We start from the raw sequence: 23935 nt of genomic DNA, 5'->3' as shown, positions 1-23935 counted from the left end.
GCTGGCATGAAGCCACGTTAGAATAGAATTGACCGAGGATCGATAAGTTTAAACTTCAAACGAAAACGGCCCCTCCGAAGAGGGGCCGTCTGTTCATGCATTTATTTCTTGCGCGGCACTTTCGGCACCGACGATTTGGCGCTTGAAGCTTTCGGCGCCGCTTTTGCAGCTGGCTTCGGAGCTGGTTCGTCCTTACCGGCCAGAACCTTTTCCTTTTCAGCCTTCTTCGGCGCGGCCTTCCGGCGCGGAGAAATCTTCTTCTCGGCCGGAATATCCTTCTTCGGCTTCACCGGCTGCTCGGCGACGGATTCCAGCGACAGATCGGTCTTGCCGTCTGCCTTGGTGATCACATCGACGCGTACCGTACCGCCATGCTTGAGCTTTCCGAACAGCACTTCATCGGCCAGCGGCTTCTTGATGTGTTCCTGAATGACACGTCCGAGCGGACGCGCGCCCATGCGCTCATCATAGCCCTTGTCGGCCAGCCATGCGATTGCGCCTTCGGTCAGTTCGAAGGTAACGCCGCGTTCGGCAAGCTGGGCTTCGAGTTGAAGAACGAACTTCTGCACAACCTGATGAATAACCGGAACCGGCAGAGGACCGAACGGAATGATCGCATCGAGACGGTTGCGGAACTCCGGCGTGAATAGCCGGTTGATCGCTTCCATATCGTCGCCTTCACGCCGCGTGGAACCGAAGCCGATTGCCGCTCTGGCCATATCCGACGCACCGGCATTGGTGGTCATGATCAGGATCACATTGCGGAAATCGATCTTCTTGCCGTTATGGTCGGTCAGCGAGCCATGATCCATGACCTGCAACAGAATGTTGTAAAGGTCCGGATGGGCTTTCTCGATTTCGTCGAGCAGCAGCACGCAATGCGGATGCTGGTCCACGCCATCGGTCAAAAGACCGCCCTGATCGAAGCCGACATAGCCGGGAGGCGCGCCGATAAGCCGCGAAACCGTATGGCGCTCCATATATTCCGACATGTCGAAACGCAGGAGTTCCACACCAAGCGAGGCGGCAAGCTGCTTGGCAACTTCCGTCTTGCCGACGCCGGTTGGGCCGGAGAACAGATAGGAGCCGATTGGCTTGTCCGGTTCACGCAGACCCGCACGGGCCAGCTTGATCGAGGCCGACAGCGCTTCGATAGCCAGATCCTGGCCATAGACGACACGCTTCAGTTCCGCATCGAGATGCGACAGGACGAGTTCATCATCCTTCGAGACGGACTTCGGCGGGATACGGGCCATCGTCGCGATGGTCGCTTCGATTTCCTTCACGCCGATGGTCTTCTTGCGCTTGTTTTCCGGCAGCAGCATCTGGCTGGCGCCGGTTTCGTCGATCACGTCGATCGCCTTATCGGGCAGCTTTCGGTCGGAAATATAGCGCGCGGATAGCTCCACCGCCGACTTGATGGCGTCGACCGTGTATTTGACCTTGTGGAAATCCTCGAAGTAAGGCTTCAGCCCCTTCATGATTTCAATCGCATCCGGGATCGACGGCTCATTGACGTCGATCTTCTGGAAACGACGCACAAGCGCGCGGTCCTTCTCGAAGAACTGGCGATATTCCTTATAGGTCGTCGATCCGATGCAACGGATTGCGCCGGACGACAGTGCTGGCTTGAGCAGGTTCGATGCATCCATCGCACCGCCCGAAGTCGCACCGGCACCGATGACCGTGTGGATTTCGTCGATGAACAGAACCGCACCCGGAAACTCTTCGAGTTCCTTCACGACCTGCTTCAGACGCTCTTCAAAGTCACCGCGATAGCGCGTTCCCGCCAGAAGTGTGCCCATGTCGAGCGAGAAGATCGTCGCGTCGGCAAGCGCTTCAGGAACCTGTCCTTCCACAATGCGTTTCGCGAGACCCTCGGCAATGGCCGTCTTGCCGACGCCGGGATCACCCACATAAAGCGGGTTGTTCTTGGAGCGGCGGCACAGAACCTGAATCGTCCGGCTGATTTCGCTGTCGCGACCAATCAGTGGATCGATACGACCGGCTTTGGCTTTGTCATTGAGGTTGACGCAGTAAGCAGACAGGGCGTCCTGCTTCTTCTTCGGTCCCTCTTCCTGCTCCCCACCGGGGCGCTGCTCCTCGCTCGGGCTTTCGGCACCGCGCGGCGAACGGGTTTCGCCGCTTTGAGGACGCTTGGAAATGCCGTGTGAAATATAGTTCACGGCATCGTAACGGGTCATCTGCTGCTCCTGAAGGAAATAGGCAGCATGGCTTTCCCGTTCCGCAAAGATGGCGACGAGCACATTGGCACCCGTAACTTCCTCGCGATTCGAAGATTGAACGTGAATGACGGCGCGCTGGATCACACGTTGGAAAGCGGCCGTCGGTTTGGAATCCTCGTCATAGCCGGTGACGAGATTGTCCAGTTCGCGGTCGATATAATCGGTAACGACGCGCTTGAGGTGCTCCAGATCGACGTTGCAGGCGCGCATCACTGCGCCGGCATCCTGATCGTCGATCAGGGCAAGCAAAAGATGTTCGAGCGTAGCATATTCGTGATGCCGCTCGTTTGCGATGGTCAGGGCTTGATGCAGTGCCCTTTCAAGGCTGGGAGAGAACGATGGCATAAGACCTCACTTTTTCTCCATCACGCATTGCAGCGGATGCTGATTCTGGCGGGCAAAATCCATGACCTGGCTCACTTTGGTCTCGGCGACTTCGTATGTAAATACTCCGCATTCACCGACACCGTGATTGTGAACATGCAGCATGATGCGCGTGGCATCATCAAGGCTTTTTTGGAAAAAACGCTGCAGGACATGTACGACGAACTCCATGGGGGTGTAGTCGTCGTTTAGTAGCAGGACACGGTAGAGGCTGGGCTTCTTGGTTTTGGGCTGCGTGCGCGTGACCACAACGGTGCCGTTTTCCGGCCCGTTCCCGCCATCGGTCTTGCTTTGCATGACTGTATTGAAATGCCTCATGAAACCTGTACCCAAATGCCCATCTGCCGACCCCGCCCTGCCTCAATATGTAGGTCTTTTCGTTCTGATTTTAAGCCCTTCAGTGGCACTTGCAACCGAGACTTATTACCAGCGAGCCCCTTGACACAACTAATATAGGTCAAGCCCCCGTTTGCTAAAGCTTTCTGCCAAAAGTGGCGTTTGTTTTTTGACGGAACGGGCATCGCGCAGCTGCGAAAAAACTTCATAAATGCGTGATCAAAGCTGCGACCAAGGCCGAGTGACCGCAAAAATTTTCAGAAAATTATGAACGACGCGCTTACCATAAACGGATTGGTAACGCTGATGACATTAGGGTGGTGGAATTAGATTGCTGTGTGCCTTTTGCGCCGCAGCTTAAAAATTCCGGAATACAGGTAGGGTCATCATCGTGCGTATGGCATTCAGTAAAGTCGCATATGCCCTGAAAAAAGCGGCGCAAGCTACACTTCTTCTCGCGACCGTTACAGGCTGTTCGACAGCATCCACCACGATACCGGCGATTGCCGCCAGCGACAGATATGCTGCGATCGTGGTCGATGCGAATACGGGCAAGACGCTTTTTGCTTCAAACGCCGACGCGCAGCGCTATCCCGCTTCGCTGACCAAGATGATGACGCTCTATATGCTCTTCGAAGCCATGCAGGCCGGACGGATCAGCAGGGATACGCCCATCCCCGTGTCAGCCTATGCCCGTTCGCGTCCACCGACAAAGATCGGCTTCCGCCCGGGCCAGACCATCCGCGCCGAAGATGCGGCGCTCGCCATGATCACCAAGTCCGCCAATGACGTTGCGGCGGCGGTCGGCGAATATATCGGCGGTTCGGAAGAGCGCTTTGCCCAGATGATGACCGCCAAGGCGCGCCGTCTCGGCATGCGCAACACCACGTTCCGCAACGCATCAGGCCTGCCGAACATGGCGCAGCATTCCACCGCGCGCGACATGGCTATCCTCGGCATGGCGCTTCGTCAGCATTTCCCGCGTGAATTCTCCTATTTCTCGCGCCGCAGCTTTGTTTATCGTGGTCAGACCATCAACGGTCACAACCGCCTGCTGGGCCGCATCGAAGGCGTCGACGGCATCAAGACCGGCTATACCAATGCTTCCGGCTACAACCTCGTTTCGTCGGTCAATCTCGATGGCCGCCGCATCGTTGCCGTGGTCATGGGCGGCAATACAGGCGCAAGCCGCGACGCCCATATGGCGCAGCTGATCAACAAATATCTCCCGCAGGCCAAGCGCGGTCGCAGTACCGACGCTCTCATTGCCGCAACCAATGACGTTCCGCAGACTGTCGCCGCCGTCGATCTGCCGAAGGCGAGACAAGCGCCTGTGCCGGTTGCCCGTGTCGAATCGGTCAACGAAGTCATCAACAACGAATCCGGTGAAGGTGACGCGGAACAGCCGCAGGTGCTTGCACTGGCCGCTCCAACAGCCCGTCCGGCTGCGCTCGCTGCACAGGCCGCCATTCGCCCGACACCGAAGGCCAAAATCCCATCCGGCACCCTGCAGGCTCAGGCCCAAGCGCAGGCACAGGAGGTAGACCCGGTCACCACCGCATCGGCCCCGTCTGCTGGCGGCTGGGCGATCCAGATCGGTTCTCTGCCGAGCGAAGGTCAGGCCCGCGACATGCTTGCCAAGGCGTCCTCGTCTGTCGGTGGCGCGCTGCGCAGCGCATCGCCCTACACGGAAACCTTCAACAAGGGTAACGCCACATTCTACCGCGCCCGCTTCGTCGGCTTCACCTCGAAGCAGGCTGCATGGGATGCTTGTGCTTCTCTCAAGAAGAAGAGCTTCGGCTGCTATGCCGTCGCCAACTGATCAATCGCGAGGGGATTTTTTCTCCTCGCAACAGCTTCAAACCCGAATTTTGTAAAGCGTAGAGGGTTTCGAGATGTCCAATATGAAAGACACATTCGTACCGCCGCTGAAGACCACCATTTGGTCTCATGAAGAAAACCGTGTGCCTTCGCTGGGCGGTCTGTTCTCGGTACAGACGCTCAAGCAGGCTGCATTGCGGATTGCCGATGTGCGTCGCGGCACGGGGTTTCAAACCCGTGATCTCGTCGGCCTGCTGGTCAGCCATGCCGCTCGTAACAAACGCATCGCCCAGCCACGTGCCCGGATGCGCATGACGCTGCCAGTCAATTCCAACACGATCACCGTTCGTGTGACGATTGAAAACTGAGCGGCAATTAGCTGAATAAAATAAAGGCCCGCCGATTTTTGGTGGGCCTTTTTGATTCCGGGAAAATTGCTCAGAGCAGGCCGAGTGCTGCCAACTCCTGACGCAGTTCCGCAGGGAGCGCTGCCCTGCCCGACTTTCCAGCCGCTTCATCACGCGGCACTTCGTTCTCGCTCAGATAACGCCATCCCTGAAAAGCGCGGCGCGGCTGCCATTCCGTCGGAACGATCTTCGGTTCCAGCACGAAATGGCAACGGCTGATGCCGACTTCATCCGTAAAGGGCCGCACATCAAGCAAACGCTGGCGGCACTGGATATTGCCCTTGATGACCCAGTAGAGCGAACCGCCCTCCAGAAGCTCGTCGATGCGTTTCGGCACCATCCGCGTCGTGTGGGTTTGTTCGGGCACAAGCCCCGCGCCCCGCTGTTCAGCGAGGCGGAAATCGATCCAGGCTGCGAGATCTTCGATACTATCGCAACCGACACAAAGCTTGACGAGATTGAGAGCCATGGAAGCGGTTTAACCAAGGGATGCGACCGCTTCAAGCAAGAAGAATCGCGTTCTCCTAAAGTTGAGAACTCAGCAGGCTACGACATTCACCGCAAGACCGCCCTGACTGGTTTCCTTGTAGCGTTCGCTCATATCGTGGCCAGTCTGACGCATGGTTTCGATACAGGCATCGAGCGGCACGAAATGTTTGCCATCGCCCTTCACGGCCAGCGATGCAGCTGTCACCGCCTTCACCGCACCCAGCGCATTGCGTTCGATGCAAGGCACCTGAACCAATCCGGCAACAGGGTCGCACGTCATGCCCAAATGATGCTCGAGCGCGATTTCAGCGGCATTTTCGATCTGCTCCGGCGAACCGCCGAGAACAGCGGCAAGCCCCGCTGCCGCCATTGCCGAAGCGGAACCCACCTCGCCCTGACAGCCAACCTCTGCGCCGGAAATCGACGCATTGTGCTTGATGACGCCACCAATGGCTGCCGACGTCAGCAGAAAATCGCGAATGCCCTTCTGGTCGGCATCATCGTGGAAATGCAGATAATAGCGTAGCACCGCAGGCACCACGCCCGCGGCGCCATTGGTCGGCGCGGTAACCACCCTGCCGCCCGAAGCGTTTTCCTCGTTGACCGCCATGGCATAGACCGACAGCCAGTCATTGGCGAGCAACGGATTGCTGCGATTGTTGCGCCAGTCATCCTGAAGCTTGTCGTGAATGTGCCGTGCCCGACGACGAACGCCCAGCCCGCCGGGCATGATGCCCTCGCGGCTCAATCCGCGTTCGATGCAGCCGCGCATGGCGCCCCAGACGCGATCCAGCCCCGCGTCGAGTTCCTCACGCGACATATGCACTTCTTCATTGGCGCGCTTCATTTCGGCAATCGACAGCCCGCTATCATGGGCCATGACCAGCATTTCAGCGGCATTGCGGAAAGGATAAGGCACGTCGGCCTTGTCATCCGGCTTCGCACCGCTGCGCTGGACGCGGCTCAATTCTTCCTCTGTGACGACGAAACCGCCGCCAATGGAAAAATAAGCACGACGCAACAAAAGATTGTCGTCGTGATCGTAAGCGGAAAACGCCATACCGTTGGCATGGCCGGGGAGCGGCGTCTTGCGGTCGAGAACAAGATCGACCGCCGGATCAAACTGATAGGCGGGATGGCCTCCCGGCTGCACTTTCTTGGCCGCCAGAACCTTTTCTACTTCCGAATCCATGATATCGGGATCGATCGTGTCGGGCAGAAAACCGCAAAGGCCGAGAATGACGGCGCGGTCCGTCGCATGACCGACGCCGGTATAAGCCAGCGAGCCATGCAGGCTCGCCTTCAGGCGAACGATTTTGGAATGCGCAGGCCGTGGCCAGTTGCCGCTGATGATCTCATTGAGAAACATCCGCGCAGCCGTCATGGGACCCATCGTATGGGAGCTGGAGGGCCCAATACCAATCTTGAAGAGATCGAAAACCGACAGAAACATTCCACACCTTCTGCAGCTTCGACTAAACGGAGCTGACCAAGCTTTGACCTAACGCCCGTCCTATCCAGACGGTTGTATACGCGAGCGAATACAACACGCGTTGCGGTACATTCATATCAGATAGTGTAAGAAAGGAATAACGCAAACGGATTGCCGAAATGCGGCATCAATTTTCCGGAATGCGTAGCTCTGTTTCTGCGCTGCTGCCGGATCGTTCAGACCCCAGCGCCTGATCGATCAAACAGAGAAGAGGTAGGCCATGAGAATAATAGCGGCGAGCCCAATGACTGCCCAGAGCGTAACGCCCCAGCAGGATTTTTGAACTGTTTCGTCCATGGAACTTTTCATAACCCTATTGTGTATCGGTCTGACAAACAGTGGTTTTGATCACGTCACTGTTACCGCTCATATAGCCCCGTGAAGTGCGAAATGCAACGGTGAAAAGCGGCTGAAATGCGGCAACCTGTCAAAACTGCAAGCACCGCACTTTAAAAATCCATTCCGTATCAAAAGCTTACAAAATTTTTTCATTAACAAAAGCTTTACAGTGGCGGCGAAAATGCGGCATCAGGGTTGTGGGAGGAACATATCTGTCTTGCCGGTAATCCGGTAAGCCGCAAGTCCCACCCACTCGCGCATGGCGACGCTGAAGCGCGAAAGGGCATCGTTGGGCGACTCCAGATAGATGGAGAATTCTTCGTTCAATCGCGTCTTGTAATCGACTGGCCAGGCGATCACGTCGAAACCCGCCTTGCGAAAACAGCCGACCGCGCGTGGCATGTGATAGGCGGAGGTCACCAACAGCCACTTTTCTCCCGCTTTGGGCTGAGCCAGTTCCTTCGAGAAAACCGCATTCTCAACCGTATTGCGCGACTTGTTCTCGTAGATATAGCGGTCTCCGGAAAAGCCGAGATCGTCCAGAAGCGCGCGCGTTGTGTCGGCTTCGCTGGTGGATTGCTCGAAAAAAGCACCCTCGCCGCCGGAAACGATAATCTTCGCATTGGGATAAAGCCGCGCAAGCCGCATCGTCTCGACAATGCGGTCAGCCGCGCTGTTCAATTCAAAACCGGGCCGTCCCGCATTGATGTCGCCATTCATGTAACCGCCCAGAACGACAATGCCGTCGACCTTATCCGGCAAAGCAGCTCTCGGAAAGCGGTCTTCCAGTGGGGCCAGAAACAGAGCGCCGAGCGTTGTGAAAGCGCTGACGAAAACGATAAGCGCGGCCAGTCCCAATACCGACAGGCCTGTTTTGCGAAAACCGGCCCATATGGCCACAATTCCGAGCAAAACGAACAGGAAAATGATCGTAAGCGGCTGAAAGAACAGCCAGAAAAGCTTTGAAAAACTGTAGAACACTCTGAAACCCCTAGCGAACCGATCCACACGGGGCCGAATCCCACGCATCTCGATACTATAGCCTTGGATCAGCCTGTGTTAGAGATTTGCGGGGAATCGAAACCGGAAAGCATCATGCAGAACACCGCTGAAACGGAACTGTCACCCGCTGCCTCGCGTCCTCGTCTCGGACGCATCGATATTGCGCGCGGAATCGCGCTAATCGCCATGGCGATCTATCATTTTGGCTGGGATCTGGAGTTTTTCGGCTATATGGCCCCGGCAACGACGGCACAAGGCGGCTGGAAACTGTTCGCGCGCTGCATTGCTTCCAGCTTCCTGTTTCTCGTTGGGTTCAGCCTGGTTCTAGCCCATGGTCGCGGCATACGCTGGCGTTCAATGGGCATACGTCTTGTCCAGATCGTCGTTGCGGCTGCGGCCATCACCGGCGTCACCTATTTGATGTCACCGGAAAGCTTCATCTTTTTCGGCATCCTGCATCAAATTGCGCTCGCAAGCGTTCTGGGCCTGCTTTTCTTGCGACTGCCATGGATCGTGACCCTTTGCGCGGCCATCCTGGTCATTGCTGCGCCCCATTTTGCCAGAGCCGATATTTTCAACCATCCGGCACTGGCTTTCCTCGGTCTTTCGACCGTCACAATACGGTCCAACGACTTTGTGCCGCTATTTCCATGGTTTGGCGCTGTTCTGTTGGGAATTGCCGCGTCGCGCATCGCCGAGCGCTACAATTTGCTCCCGCTGCTTTCCGGAGGCATCAAGCCCCGCTTTCTGCAAAAGCCGCTCACTTTTATCGGCAGGCACAGCCTTGCCTTCTACCTCATTCACCAGCCGGTACTTATTTCTCTGGTGTATGTCTTCGCGCAAATCGCGCCGCCTGCGCGACCAGCGCCAAGAGAAGCCTTCACGCAGTCCTGCGTGGCCGCCTGTTCGCAAACCGGCAGCGAAGCGCTTTGCAAGGCGTTCTGCGGCTGTGTCGTGACCGAGCTCGACAAGGCGCAACTGTTCGATGACGTCTTTACCGGCAAGGCTGATCAACAGAACAACAGTACGGTGCGGGAAATCGCGAATATGTGTTCGCCTGTTCCCGATACACAACCGGAATAGATGGCGTCAGGTGCTGACGCCAAGCTCCGCCAACCGCTCAATGCAAGCTTCTTCGATCTGATCCAGTTCGCCGACGGTTTCATCGATATCGCGGCGCTTCTGGCGCAGATCGTCACGTTTTTCTTCGACGCGCTTCATCAAAAGCTTGAGCTGACCGGTCTCGCCGGGCGGCTCGCGATACATCTGGATGATCTCGTGAATCTCGGCGATGGAAAAGCCCAGTCGCTTGCCGCGCAGAATCTGCTTGAGAAGGTGGCGGTCCGACGGGCGGAACAAGCGGGTCCGGCCACGCCGCACAGGCGCGATCAGTCCTTCATCCTCGTAAAAACGCAAGGTACGGGTTGATATCCCGAATTCCCGCGTCAGTTCCGTAATCGTATAATATTCGCGCACCACGGCATTGCACCTCACCTTGAGTGATTGAATATTGTGCAACCGCATTTACGTAAAAGTCAATATCAATCCGTCACATCCTAAAATATTGACACTCTTTTAGGAGCCGCAAACTTGGGCTTATAACAGTCGAAGAACACGAAAAATGTACGATACGTTATGGGAAAAGCGCATTAAAACAGCGATATAGAGTTATTAGCGGCTGCGCTCTCTTGCCATGATATTGCCGATCGTGCGTTATAGCCCATCCTGAAACCAGCATGATGGCAATTTATGCGGCGCTCGATAAAATACACATTGGCAGGCCTTATCGTCATCGCAATCGGCGGTGCGCTTCCATTTGCAATCGAGCCACTCGTGGTCAAGCTCGGCGAAGGATCGATTCGCCAGCTCGCGCGCGACGGCAAGTTCTGCAAAACGGACACCTGCGAGGACGGCGTTGAATATGTGACTGCTTTTCTGGAAACCAATTACGGCCTCTCGCCGCACGATGTTAAATGGTGTATGGGCGTCGATGTCATCTCGCATTACGAATTGCCGTTCGGCAATAATCTGAAAAAATCCGTCACAGACCGTATGTATGCGCGATGCGGAGATCCCCGGCAGGACGAAGCTGAGGGCGATCACAGCGAAGAATAGAGCCGAACAGAGGACATACTTCCATGAAGCGTTTTTTACGCATTTTTGCGTGGCTGGTCCTCGCCTCCATTCTCATCGTCACAGTCGGCCCGATCAGCCTGCGCCCGATCAGCGGCGAACCTGCGGATGTGGAGCGCTTCGGCGCGTTCTTTCTGGTGGGCACGCTGTTTGCCCTCGCTTATCCCCGCCACTGGCTATCTGTTTTGCTGCTGACAGTCGGCTGCGCGGGTGCATTCGAGTTGTTGCAGCGTCTTGCGCCCGGACGTCACGGGGAAATGGCGGATTTTCTTTTCAAGGCCGTGGGTGCTGTCTGTGGAACGACCGCGGGCTATCTTTTGAGCAGACTGCCCATCTTTCGGCAGTCCTAAATCAAATCAGGCCACCGACATCAGGCTCAGCCTGTCGCGGGCGGTCTGTCGCATGAATTCCTGATGGATTGAACGCAGCAACGCGAAGAGATCGTCGTTTGCAGCCAGTTGTCTGCTTTTGCCAGTGGTTTCAAGCATCAGAGCGGAGACTTCGACCGGGCCGAACTTGCTGCGTCCGTTGGCAACAGCGCGCCATGCCTCGATGGCCGCAATCAATGCGGCGTGGGTAGCATCACTCAATCCGGCGGATCGCAGCAAAGCGACCATTGCCGCCGGGCGTCCGTGCGAAATGATCGAGCAAATGCGTTCTTCATCGAGATCGGACAGCGACGCCATCAGGGCCGCGAACAGATCAATGCGACCGCCCGCGACAACACGGATGATGAAAGCGGTCGTCACCTCCCCGCGCAGTCGCAGATGTTCGACTACTGCGGGCAATTCCTGCTGCGTGCAAGCTTCGGCTATGTCGATGGACGCCCGCACGAACGCATCGCCGACGAGCTTCGCGGCGCGTCTCTCGCCAAGGAGACGATTGACCAGCGGCATTTGGCGCAGGGCGTCGCCGACCTTCACCACAAGCAAATGACGGCAATCGGCAGGCAGTTGCGGATGCGCCAACAGTGCCTCACGCACTTGTGGCTCATGTCCACAACGCTCTGCAATCCGGCGGAATGACAGCGGCGCAATCCGCGCGCAACTGTTGCGGAGAAGTTCGGCCACCGATTCGAATGAGCCGACTTCTGCAATGGCAGCGGCCAATGCGATGGAAACATGCGGACGGGCCGCGACCAGCAACTGGATCAACGGCGCGCCGAAGGAAACGCGGTCGATAAGGTCCGCCTCGCTCAACAGCGGCGAGCGCGCGATGATATAGCCAGCCACTTCCGGCTGATCGGCTGCAAGCGCCGTAACGATATGCAAGGGAGAATGCGCGCTGGTGGACAAAACATCGGCCATGGCAATGCGCACTTTGGGCGACGGATCGTCGAGCATCAGTGTCAGGCTTGCTTCAGCGAAGGCACGAGATTGCTGCGGCTCCTGCTGGTCAATGCAGCATTGCGCAAGCGCTGCGGCTTTGACGATACGGGCCGAAACCGGTTCGGTTCGGCTGATTGGCGCACCATTTTCGATATACATTCTGGCCCCGCTCCAGACAGTTCTTTGTATTCAAAATTGGTAAATTAAAATGGTTTATGATCCGTTTACCATAAGCTCCACCCGGCTCTGAAATCGAATGGAACCGAACGGCGTTCCGCACGTTTTCCTTGCATCAATCAACGGAGACGACAAATGGCCGAAGACAAGACCACCAACGATATCCAGCAGGCTTTGGAAAAGCAGATCGCCGATATGCGCGGTGAGCTGAAACGTCTTTCCCGCTCGCTTGCCTCCCAGTCTGGAGAATTCCGGGAGCGTGCGGAAGACGCAATGGATGACGTATCGGGTCGGCTGCGGCACACGGCACAGGCTGTGCGCGATCGCGGACAAGTGGTGGCGGAGACGATACGTGAAAATCCCGGAACGGCGACCACGCTGTTCGGGACCGCCGGCATTCTCGGCATTCTGATCGGCGTTGCCATCGGATGCGCGATTTCGGATCGCCGCTAGAGTACATCCTGAAACGTCTGGTACGGTTTTCGGGATTTGCTTTGTAGCAAGCCGATTGAAGCCGGTTTAAGGAAGGCCCGCGTCGCCCCCTCGCGCGGGCCTTCCTGTATCTATTTCCCTTTACGCCTGCTCAGCTGCCTGATAGTGCAGCTGCATCGGCAATTTTGCCACCGGTCGCAGCCTACCCGGTCAAAACAAGGACAAGAGCCAAGCAGCAATGCTTGTGCTGCGCGCATAAGCGCGAAACTGGCTGCGCCGTAACTTGACGAAAGGCGCTTAAATGTCAGAAAATACAATATATTCCGGCCTTACCCAACTGGGATCGACCACAGGTGTTCCCACCTCGCCGGAAGAAGCCGTTCTCGAAAAGGTCGCCAATCCGCAGCATGGCACGCGCTATTGCGTGCGCTTTACGGCACCGGAATTTACATCGCTCTGCCCCATGACCGGGCAGCCGGATTTCGCGCATCTGGTGATTGACTATGTTCCGGACCGCTGGCTGGTGGAAAGCAAATCGCTCAAGCTTTTCCTGTTTTCATTCCGCAATCACGGCGCTTTCCACGAAGATTGTACTGTGACTATCGGCAAGCGTCTGGTCGATCTGCTGCAACCGGAATGGCTGCGCATCGGCGGTTACTGGTATCCGCGTGGAGGCATCCCGATCGACGTTTTTTACCAGACCGGTGCAGCGCCGCAGGATGTCTGGATTCCTGAACAGGGCGTGCAGAATTATCGCGGAAGAGGATGATGGAGGCCTCGCCCTGGGTTTGAACCAAGGACAGGGGAGTTTGCAGGCTCCCTGCGTTGCATTCCGCCACGAGGCCATTGCCGATCGTTCCTAGATCGCAGAACTTGCTGACCGGTTAATGGCCTCAACTGAACCACAAGTATCGGGCAAGAATGTGAAACTTTGTGAACACACGGCAAATCCAGCACCTCTATTGTCCTGCCTTCACCCCGTCCCTATTATCTGTTCAACCGACAGCGCCTGTCCATTTTCGGGAAAAACATCATGAAACGACGCGGTATATTTGTCTCGCTCGCCCTGTTATCCGGCATCATCCTCACAGGCTGCGGTGGCGCGGGAAAGGCTGCCATGGATACAGGCAAGAGTTTTGACCGATTCGGCTGTATGTCCCGCAACTTCAAGGGAGAGCCGCCCTGCCCGCAGCCGGATCAGGCTCCACCCAAGACCCAATAGGTGTTGAGCCTGAAACGATAAAGGGAGGCCCCAGATGGCTATCGAACCGCAAGATGTGCTCAAATTCTGGTTTTCGCCCAAGATGCGTGAAAACTGGTTCACGAAAAGCGACGATATCGACAATGAGATTCGCGAGAAATTCGCTGTCGCCTATGCCGATGCACGCGCCGGCAAGCTGGAATCGTGGAAGCAACAGCCGGAAAGCGCGCTGGCCTTAACGATCCTGTTCGATCAGTTCCCGCGCAATATGTTCCGCGGCTCGCCGCGTTCCTTCGAGAGCGACGGCCTGGCACTGGATGTGGCCATGCAGGCGCTCGACCACGATTTCGACCGGCAGCTTTCCGCCGATGAGCGGCAGTTCTTCTACCTGCCCTTCATGCACAGCGAAAATCTGGACCACCAGCGCCGCTGCGTCGAGCTTTATGAAAGGCTCGGCGACCCATATTCGCTCGGCTTTGCCCGCGAGCACCACAACATCATCGAGCAGTTCGGCCGTTTCCCGCATCGCAACAAGGTGCTGGGCCGCGCAACCACGGAAGACGAAGCCGACTTCCTCAAGGAACATGCAGGTTTCTGACTACATCAACCTGTAAGGCAGGATGCCACGGCGGTCGTGATCGACCGCCAGCCTGCTTTTGAGCGGCGGCACGGCACGCTGCACACATTCCGCACGGTCGCAAATCCGGCATGAAACGCCAATGGGATCGAAGGCTGACCGCGCCGTGATATCGAGACCATCCGCATAGACGAAATCATGGGCGTAGCCCACTTCACAGCCAAGGGCGATGGCATAGCGCCGCTGCGGGGCGTTGAAACCACCCTCGCTTTTCGTCAGTTCCGTGGCCACACAGAGATAGCGGGCACCGTCAGGCGTTTCTGCCAACTGACGGATAATCCTTCCTGGCATTTCGAAAGCCTGATGCACATTCCAGAGCGGACAGGCGGCGCCATAACGCGCAAATTGCAGCTTGGCGGCACTGTGTCGCTTGGTGATATTGCCTGCCCGGTCGATACGCGCGAAAAAAACCGGGATGCCGCGCTGGCCCGAACGCTGCAAAGTGCTGAGACGATGCGCAACCTGTTCCAGACTGGCCCCGAACCGCGAAGCCAAAAGTTCAAGATCATGGCGCAGTTCTTTCGCCGCCGACAGAAAAGTCTGGTACGGCATGACCAGCGCGCCGGCAAAATAATTGCGCAGGCCGATCTTGCAAATCTCGACTGCTTCGACCGACCTGAAATCGGCCCGCCTTGCTATCGCATTGACCAGTTCTTCCATTTCAAGTTCGGCGATTTGAAATGCGATCTGGAAATGGCGCGTCGAAGCAGGCGAATAGGGATTGAGATAGAGAACCCGTGCTTGCGCATCGAAGCGACGCAGAACCGCCTCGTCTGAACCGGACCTTGCCAGCCGCACGCGGTGGCGGTCTTCCATATATTGCGGCAGGGCGACACCGATATCCCGACCGGGAATATCCAGCTTCTCGGCAAGCTTTTCTGCTGCAACATCAATCTCATGCACATAATTGTCGATAAAATGAAAGAAGTCGCGAACTTCCTCATAAGGCGCAGGCTCGGCTATCGAAGGCGCGCGCCCCAGCTGGTTATCGAGACTGGCAAGCTGCTCGCTGTTGCGCCGATAAGCCTGATGGCAGGCGATCAGGGCATGCGCCAGTCCCGGCGCATTCTGGGTGATGAGTTTCAACTCCTGGAGGTTCGGCTTGTAATTGTCGAATACAGGATCGGCCAGCGCCTCGGAAACCGCCGATAACAACCGGTCATCATCCCCGAGCGAGATCGCGCCAATATCGATCTGGTAATTCTCGGCCAGCGCCAACAGGACGGCTGCCGAAACGGGGCGCTGGTTGTTCTCGATCTGGTTCAGATAACTCGTTGAAATACCGAGACGTTCAGCAAAGGCCGACTGCGTGGCCTTATGCTGCTCGCGGATTTGACGTATCTTCCTGCCGACATAGAGTTTTTTAGGTGCCATTTTCGCAATTTCGCATTTTGCTATTTGCAAATTTATAACTTACACAATCGCACCTTTTCAAGCTTTTCTACACGGCTCACAAGCGCTTTAAGCATTTTAGAAAACGCATCTAAAAATGCCTATCATTTCAGTTTCATAACCGACTTTCGAAGGCCGCAATAATGCAGGAACTCCTAGAACAGCTCGAAGCCCGCCGCGCCGAAGCGCGTATCGGCGGTGGCCAACGCCGTATCGATGCCCAGCACGCCAAAGGCAAACTGACCGCCCGCGAACGTATCGAAGTGCTTCTCGACGAAGGATCGTTCGAGGAGTTCGATATGTATGTCACGCATCGCTGCACCGATTTCGGCATGGCGGAGCAGAAAGTGGCAGGCGATGGCGTCGTCACCGGCTGGGGCACGATCAATGGCCGTCAGGTCTATGTGTTCAGTCAGGATTTCACTGTGCTCGGCGGCTCGCTGTCGGAAACCCATGCCCAGAAGATCTGCAAGATCATGGATATGGCGATGAAGAACGGCGCGCCCGTCATTGGCCTCAACGATTCGGGCGGCGCGCGCATTCAGGAAGGCGTCGCCTCGCTGGCGGGTTATGCCGACGTGTTCAAGCGCAATGCCGATGCCTCCGGCGTCATTCCGCAGATTTCCGTCATCATGGGCCCCTGCGCGGGCGGCGCGGTCTATTCCCCGGCGATGACCGACTTCATCTTCATGGTGCGCGACAGTTCTTACATGTTCGTTACCGGCCCGGATGTGGTGAAGACCGTGACGAATGAGATCGTCACGGCGGAAGAACTGGGCGGCGCACGCACGCATACCGCCAAGTCGTCGGTCGCTGATGGCGCTTACGAAAACGACATCGAAGCGCTGGAACAGGTGCGCATTCTGTTCGATTTCCTACCACTCAACAATCGCGACAAGCCACCGGTCCGTCCGGTGCATGACGACCCGTCCCGGCTGGAAATGCGGCTCGATACGCTGATCCCCGACAGCGCAACCAAGCCCTACGACATGAAGGAACTGATCCACGCGCTGGCAGACGAAGGCGAGTTCTTCGAAATTCAGGAAGCCTTCGCCAAGAACATCATTACCGGATTCCTTCGTATCGAAGGCCAGACAGTCGGCGTCGTCGCTAACCAGCCCATGGTGCTTGCAGGCTGCCTCGATATCGATTCCTCGCGCAAGGCCGCACGTTTCGTACGCTTCTGCGATGCTTTTTCGATCCCGCTTCTGACCCTTGTGGACGTACCGGGCTTTCTGCCGGGCACGGCGCAGGAATATGGCGGCGTCATCAAGCACGGCGCAAAGCTGCTGTTCGCCTATAGTCAGGCGACAGTGCCTATGGTCACGCTCATCACGCGCAAGGCCTATGGCGGCGCTTATGACGTGATGGCCTCCAAGCATATCGGCGCGGACATCAACTATGCCTGGCCAACGGCGGAAATCGCCGTGATGGGTGCCAAGGGCGCAACGGAAATCCTCTATCGCTCGGAACTGGGCGACCCCGAAAAGATTGCCGCCCGCCAGAGCGAATATGAAGAACGCTTCGCCAATCCGTTCGTCGCCGCCGAGCGTGGCTTCATCGACGAGGTGATCATGCCGCATTCCTCGCGCCGCCGCATTGCGCGCGCTTTTGCCAGCCTGCGCAACAAGCAACAAAGCGCGCCCTGGAAAAAGCACGACACCATTCCGCTGTGATCCGGTTCAGTTGAGTAGATAAAGATGATCAAGAAAATCCTCATTGCCAATCGCGGCGAAATCGCCTGCCGTGTGATCAAGACCGCAAAGAAGATGGGCATTGCCACGGTTGCGGTTTATTCCGATGCCGACCGCAATGCGCTGCATGTGAAAATGGCCGACGAGGCCGTGCATATCGGGCCTGCACCTTCCAACCAGTCCTACATCGTCATCGACAAGATTCTGGATGCCATCAGGCAGACCGGGGCGGACGCCGTGCATCCGGGCTATGGCTTCCTGTCGGAGAATGCCCGTTTCGCCGAAGCGCTGAAGGCGGCCAATGTCACTTTCATCGGACCGCCGGTGAACGCCATTGATGCGATGGGCGACAAGATCACCTCCAAGAAGCTGGCGGCGGAAGCGTGCGTTTCCACCGTGCCCGGCCATATGGGCCTGATCGAAGACGCTGACGAAGCGGTGAAGATCGCTGGTTCCATCGGCTATCCGGTGATGATCAAGGCGTCTGCCGGTGGTGGCGGCAAGGGCATGCGTATTGCGTGGAACGACGACGAAGCCCGCGAAGGCTTTCAACTGTCGCGCAACGAGGCAAAATCCTCCTTCGGCGACGACCGCATTTTCATTGAAAAATTCGTCACGCAGCCGCGCCATATCGAAATTCAGGTGCTTGGCGACCAGCATGGCAATGTCGTCTATCTCGGCGAACGCGAATGTTCCATCCAGCGCCGAAACCAGAAGGTGATCGAGGAAGCGCCCTCACCCTTCCTCGACGAAGCGACCCGCAAGGCCATGGGCGAACAGGCCGTCGCACTTGCCAGGGCGGTTGGGTATTTTTCCGCCGGTACGGTTGAGTTCATCGTCGATGGCAGCCGCAATTTCTATTTCCTCGAAATGAATACGCGCTTGCAGGTGGAGCATCCGGTGACGGAACTCATCACCGGGATCGATCTGGTGGAAGAAATGATCCGCGTTGCCGCCGGTGAAAAGCTGCGCTTTGGTCAGGCCGATGTGAAGCTCAATGGCTGGGCCATGGAAAGCCGTCTCTATGCCGAAGACCCTTATCGCAACTTCCTGCCCTCCATTGGTCGCCTGACCCGCTACCGGCCTCCGGTGGAAGGTCGTCGCGACGACGGAACGGTCATCCGCAACGATACCGGCGTGTTCGAGGGCGGCGAAATCTCGATGTATTACGATCCGATGATCGCCAAGCTTTGCTCCTGGGGGCCGGATCGCCTTGCCGCAATCGACGCGATGGGCAACGCGCTCGACGCCTTCGAAGTGGAAGGCATCGGCCACAATCTGCCATTCCTGTCCGCCGTCATGGACCACCAGCGCTTCAGAGCCGGTGCATTGACCACGGCCTTCATCGCAGAGGAATATCCGGATGGTTTCTCGGGTGTTGCGCCATCGGAAGATGATGCGCGCCTTCTGGCTGCAGTCGCTGCCCATATCAATCTCACCGTTGTCACCCGCGACGGACAAATTTCCGGTCGTCTTTCCGGGCAGGACCTCAAGCCCGGCAACGACTGGGTGGTCAAGATCGGCGACCATCTTCTGCCGGTTCGCCTTGCCGACGGCGAAGGCGGCGCAACGGTGAATTTCGTCGATGGCGGCAGCCTCACCATTGCCAGCGACTGGCATCCAGGACGCGAACTCGCCACATTCACCGTCGGCGGCAAGCCGCTGAGCGTGAAGGTCGCCCGCGCGGGCTCCGGCTGGCGTCTGCGCTGGCGCGGCATGGACCTGACCGTGCATGTGCGAAAACCCCGCATCGCGGAACTGGCAAAGCTGATGCCGGTCAAGCTGCCGCCGGATACATCGAAAATGTTGCTCTGCCCGATGCCGGGCGTCATCACCTCGATTCTGGCAGAGGAAGGCGTTACGGTGGAAGCCGGACAACCACTTGCGACGGTCGAGGCCATGAAGATGGAAAACGTGCTGCGCGCCGAACGTCGCGCCACCGTCAAGCGCGTTGCCGTCAAGGCCGGAGAAAGCCTTGCCGTCGACGAACTGATTATGGAATTCGAATAAGCCTGCAACGCGGTGCTTTGCACCGGCTCAAGGTGCAGGTGCAAGCTTTCCTCATCCTGAGGAGCGCCCGCAGGGTGCGTCTCGAAGGACGGGGAAGCTGGGCATGAGGACGATATGGGATGGAGAATAAGCCAATGACGCAGAAAACCCGCGCGGATTGGGAAGCGTTGGCCGAAAAGGAACTGAAGCGCCCTGCGGATAGCCTTGTCTGGCATACGCCGGAAGGCATCGACGTGAAGCCGCTTTATACGGCGGACGACCTGCAAAATGTCGGCCATCTCGACAGCCTGCCGGGTTTCGAACCGTTCGTGCGCGGCCCGCGCGCGACCATGTATGCCGGACGTCCGTGGACCATCCGCCAATATGCTGGTTTCTCCACCGCCGAGGCATCCAACGCCTTCTACCGCAAGGCGCTGGCCGCCGGACAGCAGGGCGTGTCCGTCGCCTTCGACCTTGCCACCCATCGCGGCTATGACAGCGACCATCCGCGTGTCGTCGGCGATGTCGGCAAGGCGGGCGTGGCCATCGACTCCGTCGAAGACATGAAAATCCTCTTCGATGGTATCCCGCTTGAGAAGGTTTCCGTGTCGATGACCATGAATGGCGCGGTGATCCCGATCCTCGCCAATTTCATCGTTGCAGGCGAAGAACAAGGTGTCTCTCGCGACCTGCTTTCCGGCACCATCCAGAACGACATTCTCAAGGAGTTCATGGTCCGCAACACCTATATTTATCCGCCCGAACCCTCCATGCGGATCATTGCGGATATCATCGCCTATACGGCGACGGAAATGCCGAAGTTCAACTCGATTTCCATTTCCGGCTATCACATGCAGGAAGCTGGCGCGACGCTGGTGCAGGAACTGGCCTTCACGCTGGCCGACGGGCGCGAATATGTGCGTGCGGCCCTGCAAAAAGGCCTCAATGTCGATGACTTTGCCGGTCGCCTATCGTTCTTCTTCGCCATCGGCATGAATTTCTTCATGGAAATCGCCAAGCTGCGCGCAGCCCGTCTTCTCTGGACGCGCATCATGAAGGAATTCGAGCCGAAAAAGCCGGGTTCCCTGATGCTGCGCACCCACTGCCAGACCTCTGGCGTGTCTTTGCAGGAACAGGACCCCTACAACAATGTCGTGCGCACGGCATTCGAGGCCATGTCGGCCGCCCTTGGCGGCACGCAATCGCTGCACACGAACGCTTTCGACGAAGCCATTGCTTTGCCGACGGAATTTTCCGCTCGCATCGCCCGCAACACGCAGCTCATTCTCCAGAACGAGACCGGCGTGACCAAGGTGGTCGATCCGCTGGCCGGCTCCTATTACATCGAAAGCCTGACCAACGAACTGGCCGAGAAGGCCTGGGCGTTGATCGAGGAAGTGGAAGAACTGGGCGGCATGACCAAGGCCGTCGAAAGCGGCCTGCCGAAGCGGCTGATCGAGGAAGCCGCCACCAAGCGTCAGGCTGCCATCGACAAGGGCGAGGAAGTCATTGTCGGCGTCAACAAGTTCCGGCTGGAACAGGAAGACGAGATCGACATTCTCGAAATCGACAATACCGCCGTGCGTCAGTCGCAGATCGCGCGCATCGAGCGCATTCGCCAGACCCGCGACAAGGCAAAGGTCGAAGCCGCCCTCGCCGCTCTCGAAGAAGTGGCGACCAGCGGGGAAGGCAATCTTCTTGCCGCAGCCGTCGAGGCATCCCGCGCTCGCGCCACGGTCGGCGAAATTTCCGACGCCATGCGCCGCGCTTTTGGCGACCACGCCGCAGAACCGAAAGTCATCCGCAAGGTCTATGGCGATGCCTATCATCACGAGCCTGAATATCAGACGCTGGTGTCGCGGCTGGAGGAGTTTTCCAAGCAGAGCGGCGAAACGCCAAAGGTAATGGTCGCCAAGCTTGGACAGGACGGGCATGACCGCGGCGCCAAGATCATCGCGTCAGCTTTCGGCGATATCGGGTTCGAAGTTCTGGCCGGACCATTATTCCAGACACCCGACGAAGCGGCTGATATGGCCATCAAGTCGAAAGTGCACGTCATTGGGGTGTCGTCGCTGGCTGCCGGTCACAAGACCCTGCTGCCGCAGCTCGTTGATACGCTGAAAGCAAAAGGCGCGGAAAACATCGTCGTGGTTTGCGGTGGAGTGGTGCCGCGTCAGGACTATCAATATCTGTTCGACCACGGCGTCGCAGCGGTATTCGGCCCCGGCTCGAATGTGTTGGATTGTGCACGCGCCGTTCTGGACATTCTGGAAGGGAAACGCCGCAATCTTTGATTTATCAAAGGGTTAAATCAAAAAAGCGATTCATTTTATGAACATGAAAAGCCGGAGCATACGCTTCGGCTTTTCTCTTTGTATCGCCTTACGACTTCGGGTCCGCGGATGCCGGTATCGCGGAACTCGTCACCGAAACCGGATCGCTCGCGGGAAAGGTATCTTCCAGCCCTTCCTCCAGCTGACGTTCCAGTTCGGCCCGGTCACCTGCCCGCCTTGCGCTGGGGCGCGTCAGCAAGGTGTCGGGTTCAATTCCACATTCCATGGACGCAACGCCGAGCGCCGCACCAAGCTTGGCTGCTGCACGCCGAATGGCATCGTCGCGATTCAACTCCACCCCGGTTTCGTTTTCAAAAATCACGGATACCTTTTCATCACCCTCGGCAATAAACTCGACCGTATAGAGCTTGAAGCCGCCTATCGAGCCGATGCGGGTTTCGACGATTTCCATATGCTGATCTCCGCGCTTTTTCCGACTGCGGGATAACGGAAATCGGTCGTAATAGTTCCATGCCGGCCCGCAGGAACACCGCTATAAAAAGCGTGACACGAAAACTTCAACTACGCTCTTCCCCGGACAAAAGCCGAGCCTATATCCCTATAGGGATTTTTGCGGAAATTGCTTTTCAAGGAAAGGATGTCCCATGGCCGTCAGCAGAAAGGACCAGGCGCGCGCGCTTAATGCAGAAGAGAAGGAGCTGGTGGAAAAGACCCAGCATCCGCATTTGCAGGAAGTGTCCGACGAGGAACTCACCCAACTGGCAAAGCTGATCCGCGAGCGCCGCAAGAAGGCGCGCGATCAAGCCAACCAGCGCCGCCGTGAAATGCGCGGCAAATCGGCGGCCCGTGGCGCGACGGCTTCAAAGGCCGATGAAGGCTCTCACCTGAAGGTTGCCGTTCTCGCGACTGCCGTGGCGCGCATCAATGGCGAAGTCGAGCGCCGTGAACAGATGGCAGCTGCCAGCGATCTGATCGCCAACGCCCAGAAAGCGCTTGCAGCAAAGCTCGCCAGCGAAAAGGCTGCCAAAACCTTCAATACGCGTCATGCCCATTTCGGTATGCGAAATGTTCCAAATGAAAAGTACAGCACTTTCACGCGGCTTGCCGATCGCGGGCGTAACCGCAAGACCGCAAGTGTCAAACAGGCGAAGAAAGACGCCCGCTAGCCACACCCTGTGAAAATTGATTATAAACAACAGCTTAAAACGGCTCTTTGATTCAATCACAGAGCCATTTCAAAGCATCTCCAGCGCCACTTTTCGCGAAGGCGGCGCAAAGGCGCGGTCAAGACGCGCCAATTGCTCTTCGGAAAGCCGCAAATCTGCGGCTTTTCTGTTGTCGCGAACATGATGCAGGTTCGATGATTTTGGAATAGCAACCACGTTGCCCTTGCGCATGATCCATGCCAGCGCCACCGCCGCAGGCGTCACGCTATATTCCGCAGCGATCTCCGCCAAAGCGCGATTGCCGAGCAAACGGCCCTGTTCGATAGGCGAATAGGCCATCAGCGGAATGCCATGCTGACCGCACCAGGGCATGAGGTCGAATTCTGGCCCGCGCCGTGTGAGATTATAGAGAATCTGATTGCTCGCGACAGCCTGACCGCCCGTGACGCTGAACAGCTCTTGCATATCGCCTGCATCAAAATTGCTGACACCCCAAGCGACGATCTTGCCTGCCTGCTGCAATTCCTCGAAAGCAGCAATTGTTTCAGCCAGCGGATGACGCCCGCGCCAGTGCAGGAGATAAAGATCGATGCGATCCGTACCGAAACGTTCCAGACTGCGCTCGCAAGCCTCGATCGTGCCAGTCCGAGATGCGTTATAGGGCAGAACCTTGCTCACCAGAAACACGTCGTCGCGGCGACCTGTTATGGCTTCGCCGACAACTTCCTCAGCTTCGCCATCGGCATACATTTCCGCCGTGTCGATCAGCGTCATGCCAAGCTCGATACCGTATCGAAGCGCCTCAACCTCATGGTGACGCTCTCCGGCGTTCTCACCCATATACCAGGTGCCTTGTCCCAGCGCTGGAACGTTCTGACCTGACGGAAGCTTGATCTGCGGTATCGTGCCGGTCATCTCTTTTTCCTTATCGACGGATCACAAGCATGATCACGTAAGATCAGGAAAATACAAGGCC

23 protein-coding genes and 1 tRNA gene are annotated in these 23935 nt (G+C 57.3%); 13 read left to right on the top strand and 11 right to left on the bottom strand.

Translation table 11 applies throughout. The features are described 5' to 3' along the window. Positions 1 to 101 precede the first annotated feature (101 nt). Together clpA and clpS are read right to left on the bottom strand one after the other, a co-directional pair. Positions 102 to 2591: an ATP-dependent Clp protease ATP-binding subunit ClpA gene (clpA, locus tag WIX40_RS01930; protein WP_124916003.1), complete on the bottom strand. Its 2490-nt coding sequence runs from the start codon at positions 2589 to 2591 to the stop codon at positions 102 to 104. A 6-nt stretch (positions 2592 to 2597) separates the two neighbouring features. Then, on the bottom strand, positions 2598 to 2948 hold the full coding sequence (gene clpS / locus WIX40_RS01925) for an ATP-dependent Clp protease adapter ClpS (protein WP_109369180.1): 351 nt from the start codon (positions 2946 to 2948) through the stop codon (positions 2598 to 2600). A 409-nt stretch (positions 2949 to 3357) separates the two neighbouring features. Here clpS and WIX40_RS01920 point away from each other — a divergent pair, with 409 nt between their 5' ends. Beyond that, complete coding sequence (locus tag WIX40_RS01920) at positions 3358 to 4788, top strand: D-alanyl-D-alanine carboxypeptidase (protein WP_109369181.1); 1431 nt, start codon at positions 3358 to 3360, stop codon at positions 4786 to 4788. A 73-nt stretch (positions 4789 to 4861) separates the two neighbouring features. Beyond that, a complete protein-coding gene (locus WIX40_RS01915; protein WP_109369182.1) occupies positions 4862 to 5155 on the top strand; it encodes a hypothetical protein in 294 nt (97 codons plus the stop codon). A gap of 70 nt (positions 5156 to 5225) precedes the next feature. On the opposite strand, the gene WIX40_RS01910 is transcribed toward WIX40_RS01915, so the two are convergent. The 3 genes from WIX40_RS01910 to WIX40_RS01900 form a co-directional block, all read right to left on the bottom strand. Beyond that, a complete protein-coding gene (locus WIX40_RS01910) occupies positions 5226 to 5663 on the bottom strand; it encodes a DUF1489 family protein (RefSeq protein ID WP_109369183.1) in 438 nt (145 codons plus the stop codon). Positions 5664 to 5732: 69 nt separating this feature from the next. Then, positions 5733 to 7136: an L-serine ammonia-lyase gene (locus WIX40_RS01905; protein ID WP_109369184.1), complete on the bottom strand. Its 1404-nt coding sequence runs from the start codon at positions 7134 to 7136 to the stop codon at positions 5733 to 5735. A gap of 567 nt (positions 7137 to 7703) precedes the next feature. Next, positions 7704 to 8495, bottom strand: coding sequence for a YdcF family protein (locus WIX40_RS01900; protein WP_109369185.1), 792 nt, complete (start codon positions 8493 to 8495; stop codon positions 7704 to 7706). A gap of 114 nt (positions 8496 to 8609) precedes the next feature. Here WIX40_RS01900 and WIX40_RS01895 point away from each other — a divergent pair, with 114 nt between their 5' ends. After that, positions 8610 to 9599 carry a heparan-alpha-glucosaminide N-acetyltransferase gene (locus WIX40_RS01895; protein WP_109369186.1) on the top strand — a complete coding sequence of 330 codons (990 nt, stop codon included), beginning with the start codon at positions 8610 to 8612 and terminating at the stop codon, positions 9597 to 9599. 6 nt (positions 9600 to 9605) lie between these two features. On the opposite strand, the gene WIX40_RS01890 is transcribed toward WIX40_RS01895, so the two are convergent. Further along, the gene (locus WIX40_RS01890) at positions 9606 to 9992 is read right to left on the bottom strand and encodes a MerR family transcriptional regulator (protein WP_078340841.1); all 387 of its coding nucleotides are present in this window, start codon (positions 9990 to 9992) and stop codon (positions 9606 to 9608) included. 273 nt (positions 9993 to 10265) lie between these two features. Between WIX40_RS01890 and WIX40_RS01885 the strand changes: the two genes are divergently transcribed. After that, the gene (locus tag WIX40_RS01885) at positions 10266 to 10631 is read left to right on the top strand and encodes a hypothetical protein (RefSeq protein ID WP_109369187.1); all 366 of its coding nucleotides are present in this window, start codon (positions 10266 to 10268) and stop codon (positions 10629 to 10631) included. Between the two features lie 23 nt (positions 10632 to 10654). Continuing rightward, the gene (locus WIX40_RS01880) at positions 10655 to 10999 is read left to right on the top strand and encodes a VanZ family protein (protein ID WP_121536260.1); all 345 of its coding nucleotides are present in this window, start codon (positions 10655 to 10657) and stop codon (positions 10997 to 10999) included. Between the two features lie 6 nt (positions 11000 to 11005). Here the strand turns inward: WIX40_RS01880 and WIX40_RS01875 are convergent, their stop codons facing one another. After that, the gene (locus WIX40_RS01875; RefSeq protein ID WP_109369189.1) at positions 11006 to 12136 is read right to left on the bottom strand and encodes a DUF2336 domain-containing protein; all 1131 of its coding nucleotides are present in this window, start codon (positions 12134 to 12136) and stop codon (positions 11006 to 11008) included. Between the two features lie 153 nt (positions 12137 to 12289). Between WIX40_RS01875 and WIX40_RS01870 the strand changes: the two genes are divergently transcribed. Continuing rightward, complete coding sequence (locus WIX40_RS01870; RefSeq protein WP_109369190.1) at positions 12290 to 12607, top strand: ElaB/YgaM/YqjD family protein; 318 nt, start codon at positions 12290 to 12292, stop codon at positions 12605 to 12607. 280 nt (positions 12608 to 12887) lie between these two features. After that, on the top strand, positions 12888 to 13355 hold the full coding sequence (gene queF / locus WIX40_RS01865) for a preQ(1) synthase (protein ID WP_109369191.1): 468 nt from the start codon (positions 12888 to 12890) through the stop codon (positions 13353 to 13355). On the opposite strand, the gene WIX40_RS01860 is transcribed toward queF, so the two are convergent. Beyond that, a tRNA-Cys gene (locus WIX40_RS01860) sits at positions 13356 to 13431 on the bottom strand. A gap of 188 nt (positions 13432 to 13619) precedes the next feature. On the opposite strand from WIX40_RS01860, the gene WIX40_RS01855 reads away from it, so the two are divergent. Together WIX40_RS01855 and WIX40_RS01850 are read left to right on the top strand one after the other, a co-directional pair. Then, positions 13620 to 13808 carry a hypothetical protein gene (locus WIX40_RS01855; protein WP_109369192.1) on the top strand — a complete coding sequence of 63 codons (189 nt, stop codon included), beginning with the start codon at positions 13620 to 13622 and terminating at the stop codon, positions 13806 to 13808. Between the two features lie 34 nt (positions 13809 to 13842). Beyond that, positions 13843 to 14385: a DUF924 family protein gene (locus tag WIX40_RS01850; RefSeq protein ID WP_109369193.1), complete on the top strand. Its 543-nt coding sequence runs from the start codon at positions 13843 to 13845 to the stop codon at positions 14383 to 14385. On the opposite strand, the gene WIX40_RS01845 is transcribed toward WIX40_RS01850, so the two are convergent. After that, a complete protein-coding gene (locus WIX40_RS01845; protein ID WP_121536264.1) occupies positions 14386 to 15798 on the bottom strand; it encodes a helix-turn-helix domain-containing protein in 1413 nt (470 codons plus the stop codon). A gap of 161 nt (positions 15799 to 15959) precedes the next feature. Here WIX40_RS01845 and WIX40_RS01840 point away from each other — a divergent pair, with 161 nt between their 5' ends. From WIX40_RS01840 to scpA, 3 genes are all read left to right on the top strand, one after another. Further along, positions 15960 to 17492 (top strand): acyl-CoA carboxylase subunit beta, encoded by a 1533-nt coding sequence (locus WIX40_RS01840; RefSeq protein ID WP_109369195.1) that lies wholly within the window; start codon positions 15960 to 15962, stop codon positions 17490 to 17492. A 24-nt stretch (positions 17493 to 17516) separates the two neighbouring features. Continuing rightward, positions 17517 to 19520 carry an acetyl-CoA carboxylase biotin carboxylase subunit gene (locus tag WIX40_RS01835; protein WP_109369196.1) on the top strand — a complete coding sequence of 668 codons (2004 nt, stop codon included), beginning with the start codon at positions 17517 to 17519 and terminating at the stop codon, positions 19518 to 19520. 134 nt (positions 19521 to 19654) lie between these two features. Further along, a complete protein-coding gene (gene scpA / locus WIX40_RS01830; protein ID WP_339438151.1) occupies positions 19655 to 21793 on the top strand; it encodes a methylmalonyl-CoA mutase in 2139 nt (712 codons plus the stop codon). A gap of 88 nt (positions 21794 to 21881) precedes the next feature. Here the strand turns inward: scpA and WIX40_RS01825 are convergent, their stop codons facing one another. Next, entirely contained in the window at positions 21882 to 22244 is a 363-nt protein-coding gene (locus tag WIX40_RS01825; RefSeq protein WP_109369198.1) for a hypothetical protein, read from the bottom strand. A 193-nt stretch (positions 22245 to 22437) separates the two neighbouring features. Here WIX40_RS01825 and WIX40_RS01820 point away from each other — a divergent pair, with 193 nt between their 5' ends. Then, entirely contained in the window at positions 22438 to 22959 is a 522-nt protein-coding gene (locus tag WIX40_RS01820) for a hypothetical protein (RefSeq protein WP_109369199.1), read from the top strand. 69 nt (positions 22960 to 23028) lie between these two features. Here the strand turns inward: WIX40_RS01820 and WIX40_RS01815 are convergent, their stop codons facing one another. Beyond that, the gene (locus tag WIX40_RS01815) at positions 23029 to 23874 is read right to left on the bottom strand and encodes an aldo/keto reductase (RefSeq protein WP_109369200.1); all 846 of its coding nucleotides are present in this window, start codon (positions 23872 to 23874) and stop codon (positions 23029 to 23031) included. Between the last annotated feature and the right edge of the window lie 61 nt (positions 23875 to 23935).

It is taken from the genome of Ochrobactrum teleogrylli, from assembly GCF_037482325.1.
GTDB classification, from domain to species: domain Bacteria; phylum Pseudomonadota; class Alphaproteobacteria; order Rhizobiales; family Rhizobiaceae; genus Brucella; species Brucella teleogrylli.
This window is presented reverse-complemented; position numbering and strand designations above follow the sequence as displayed.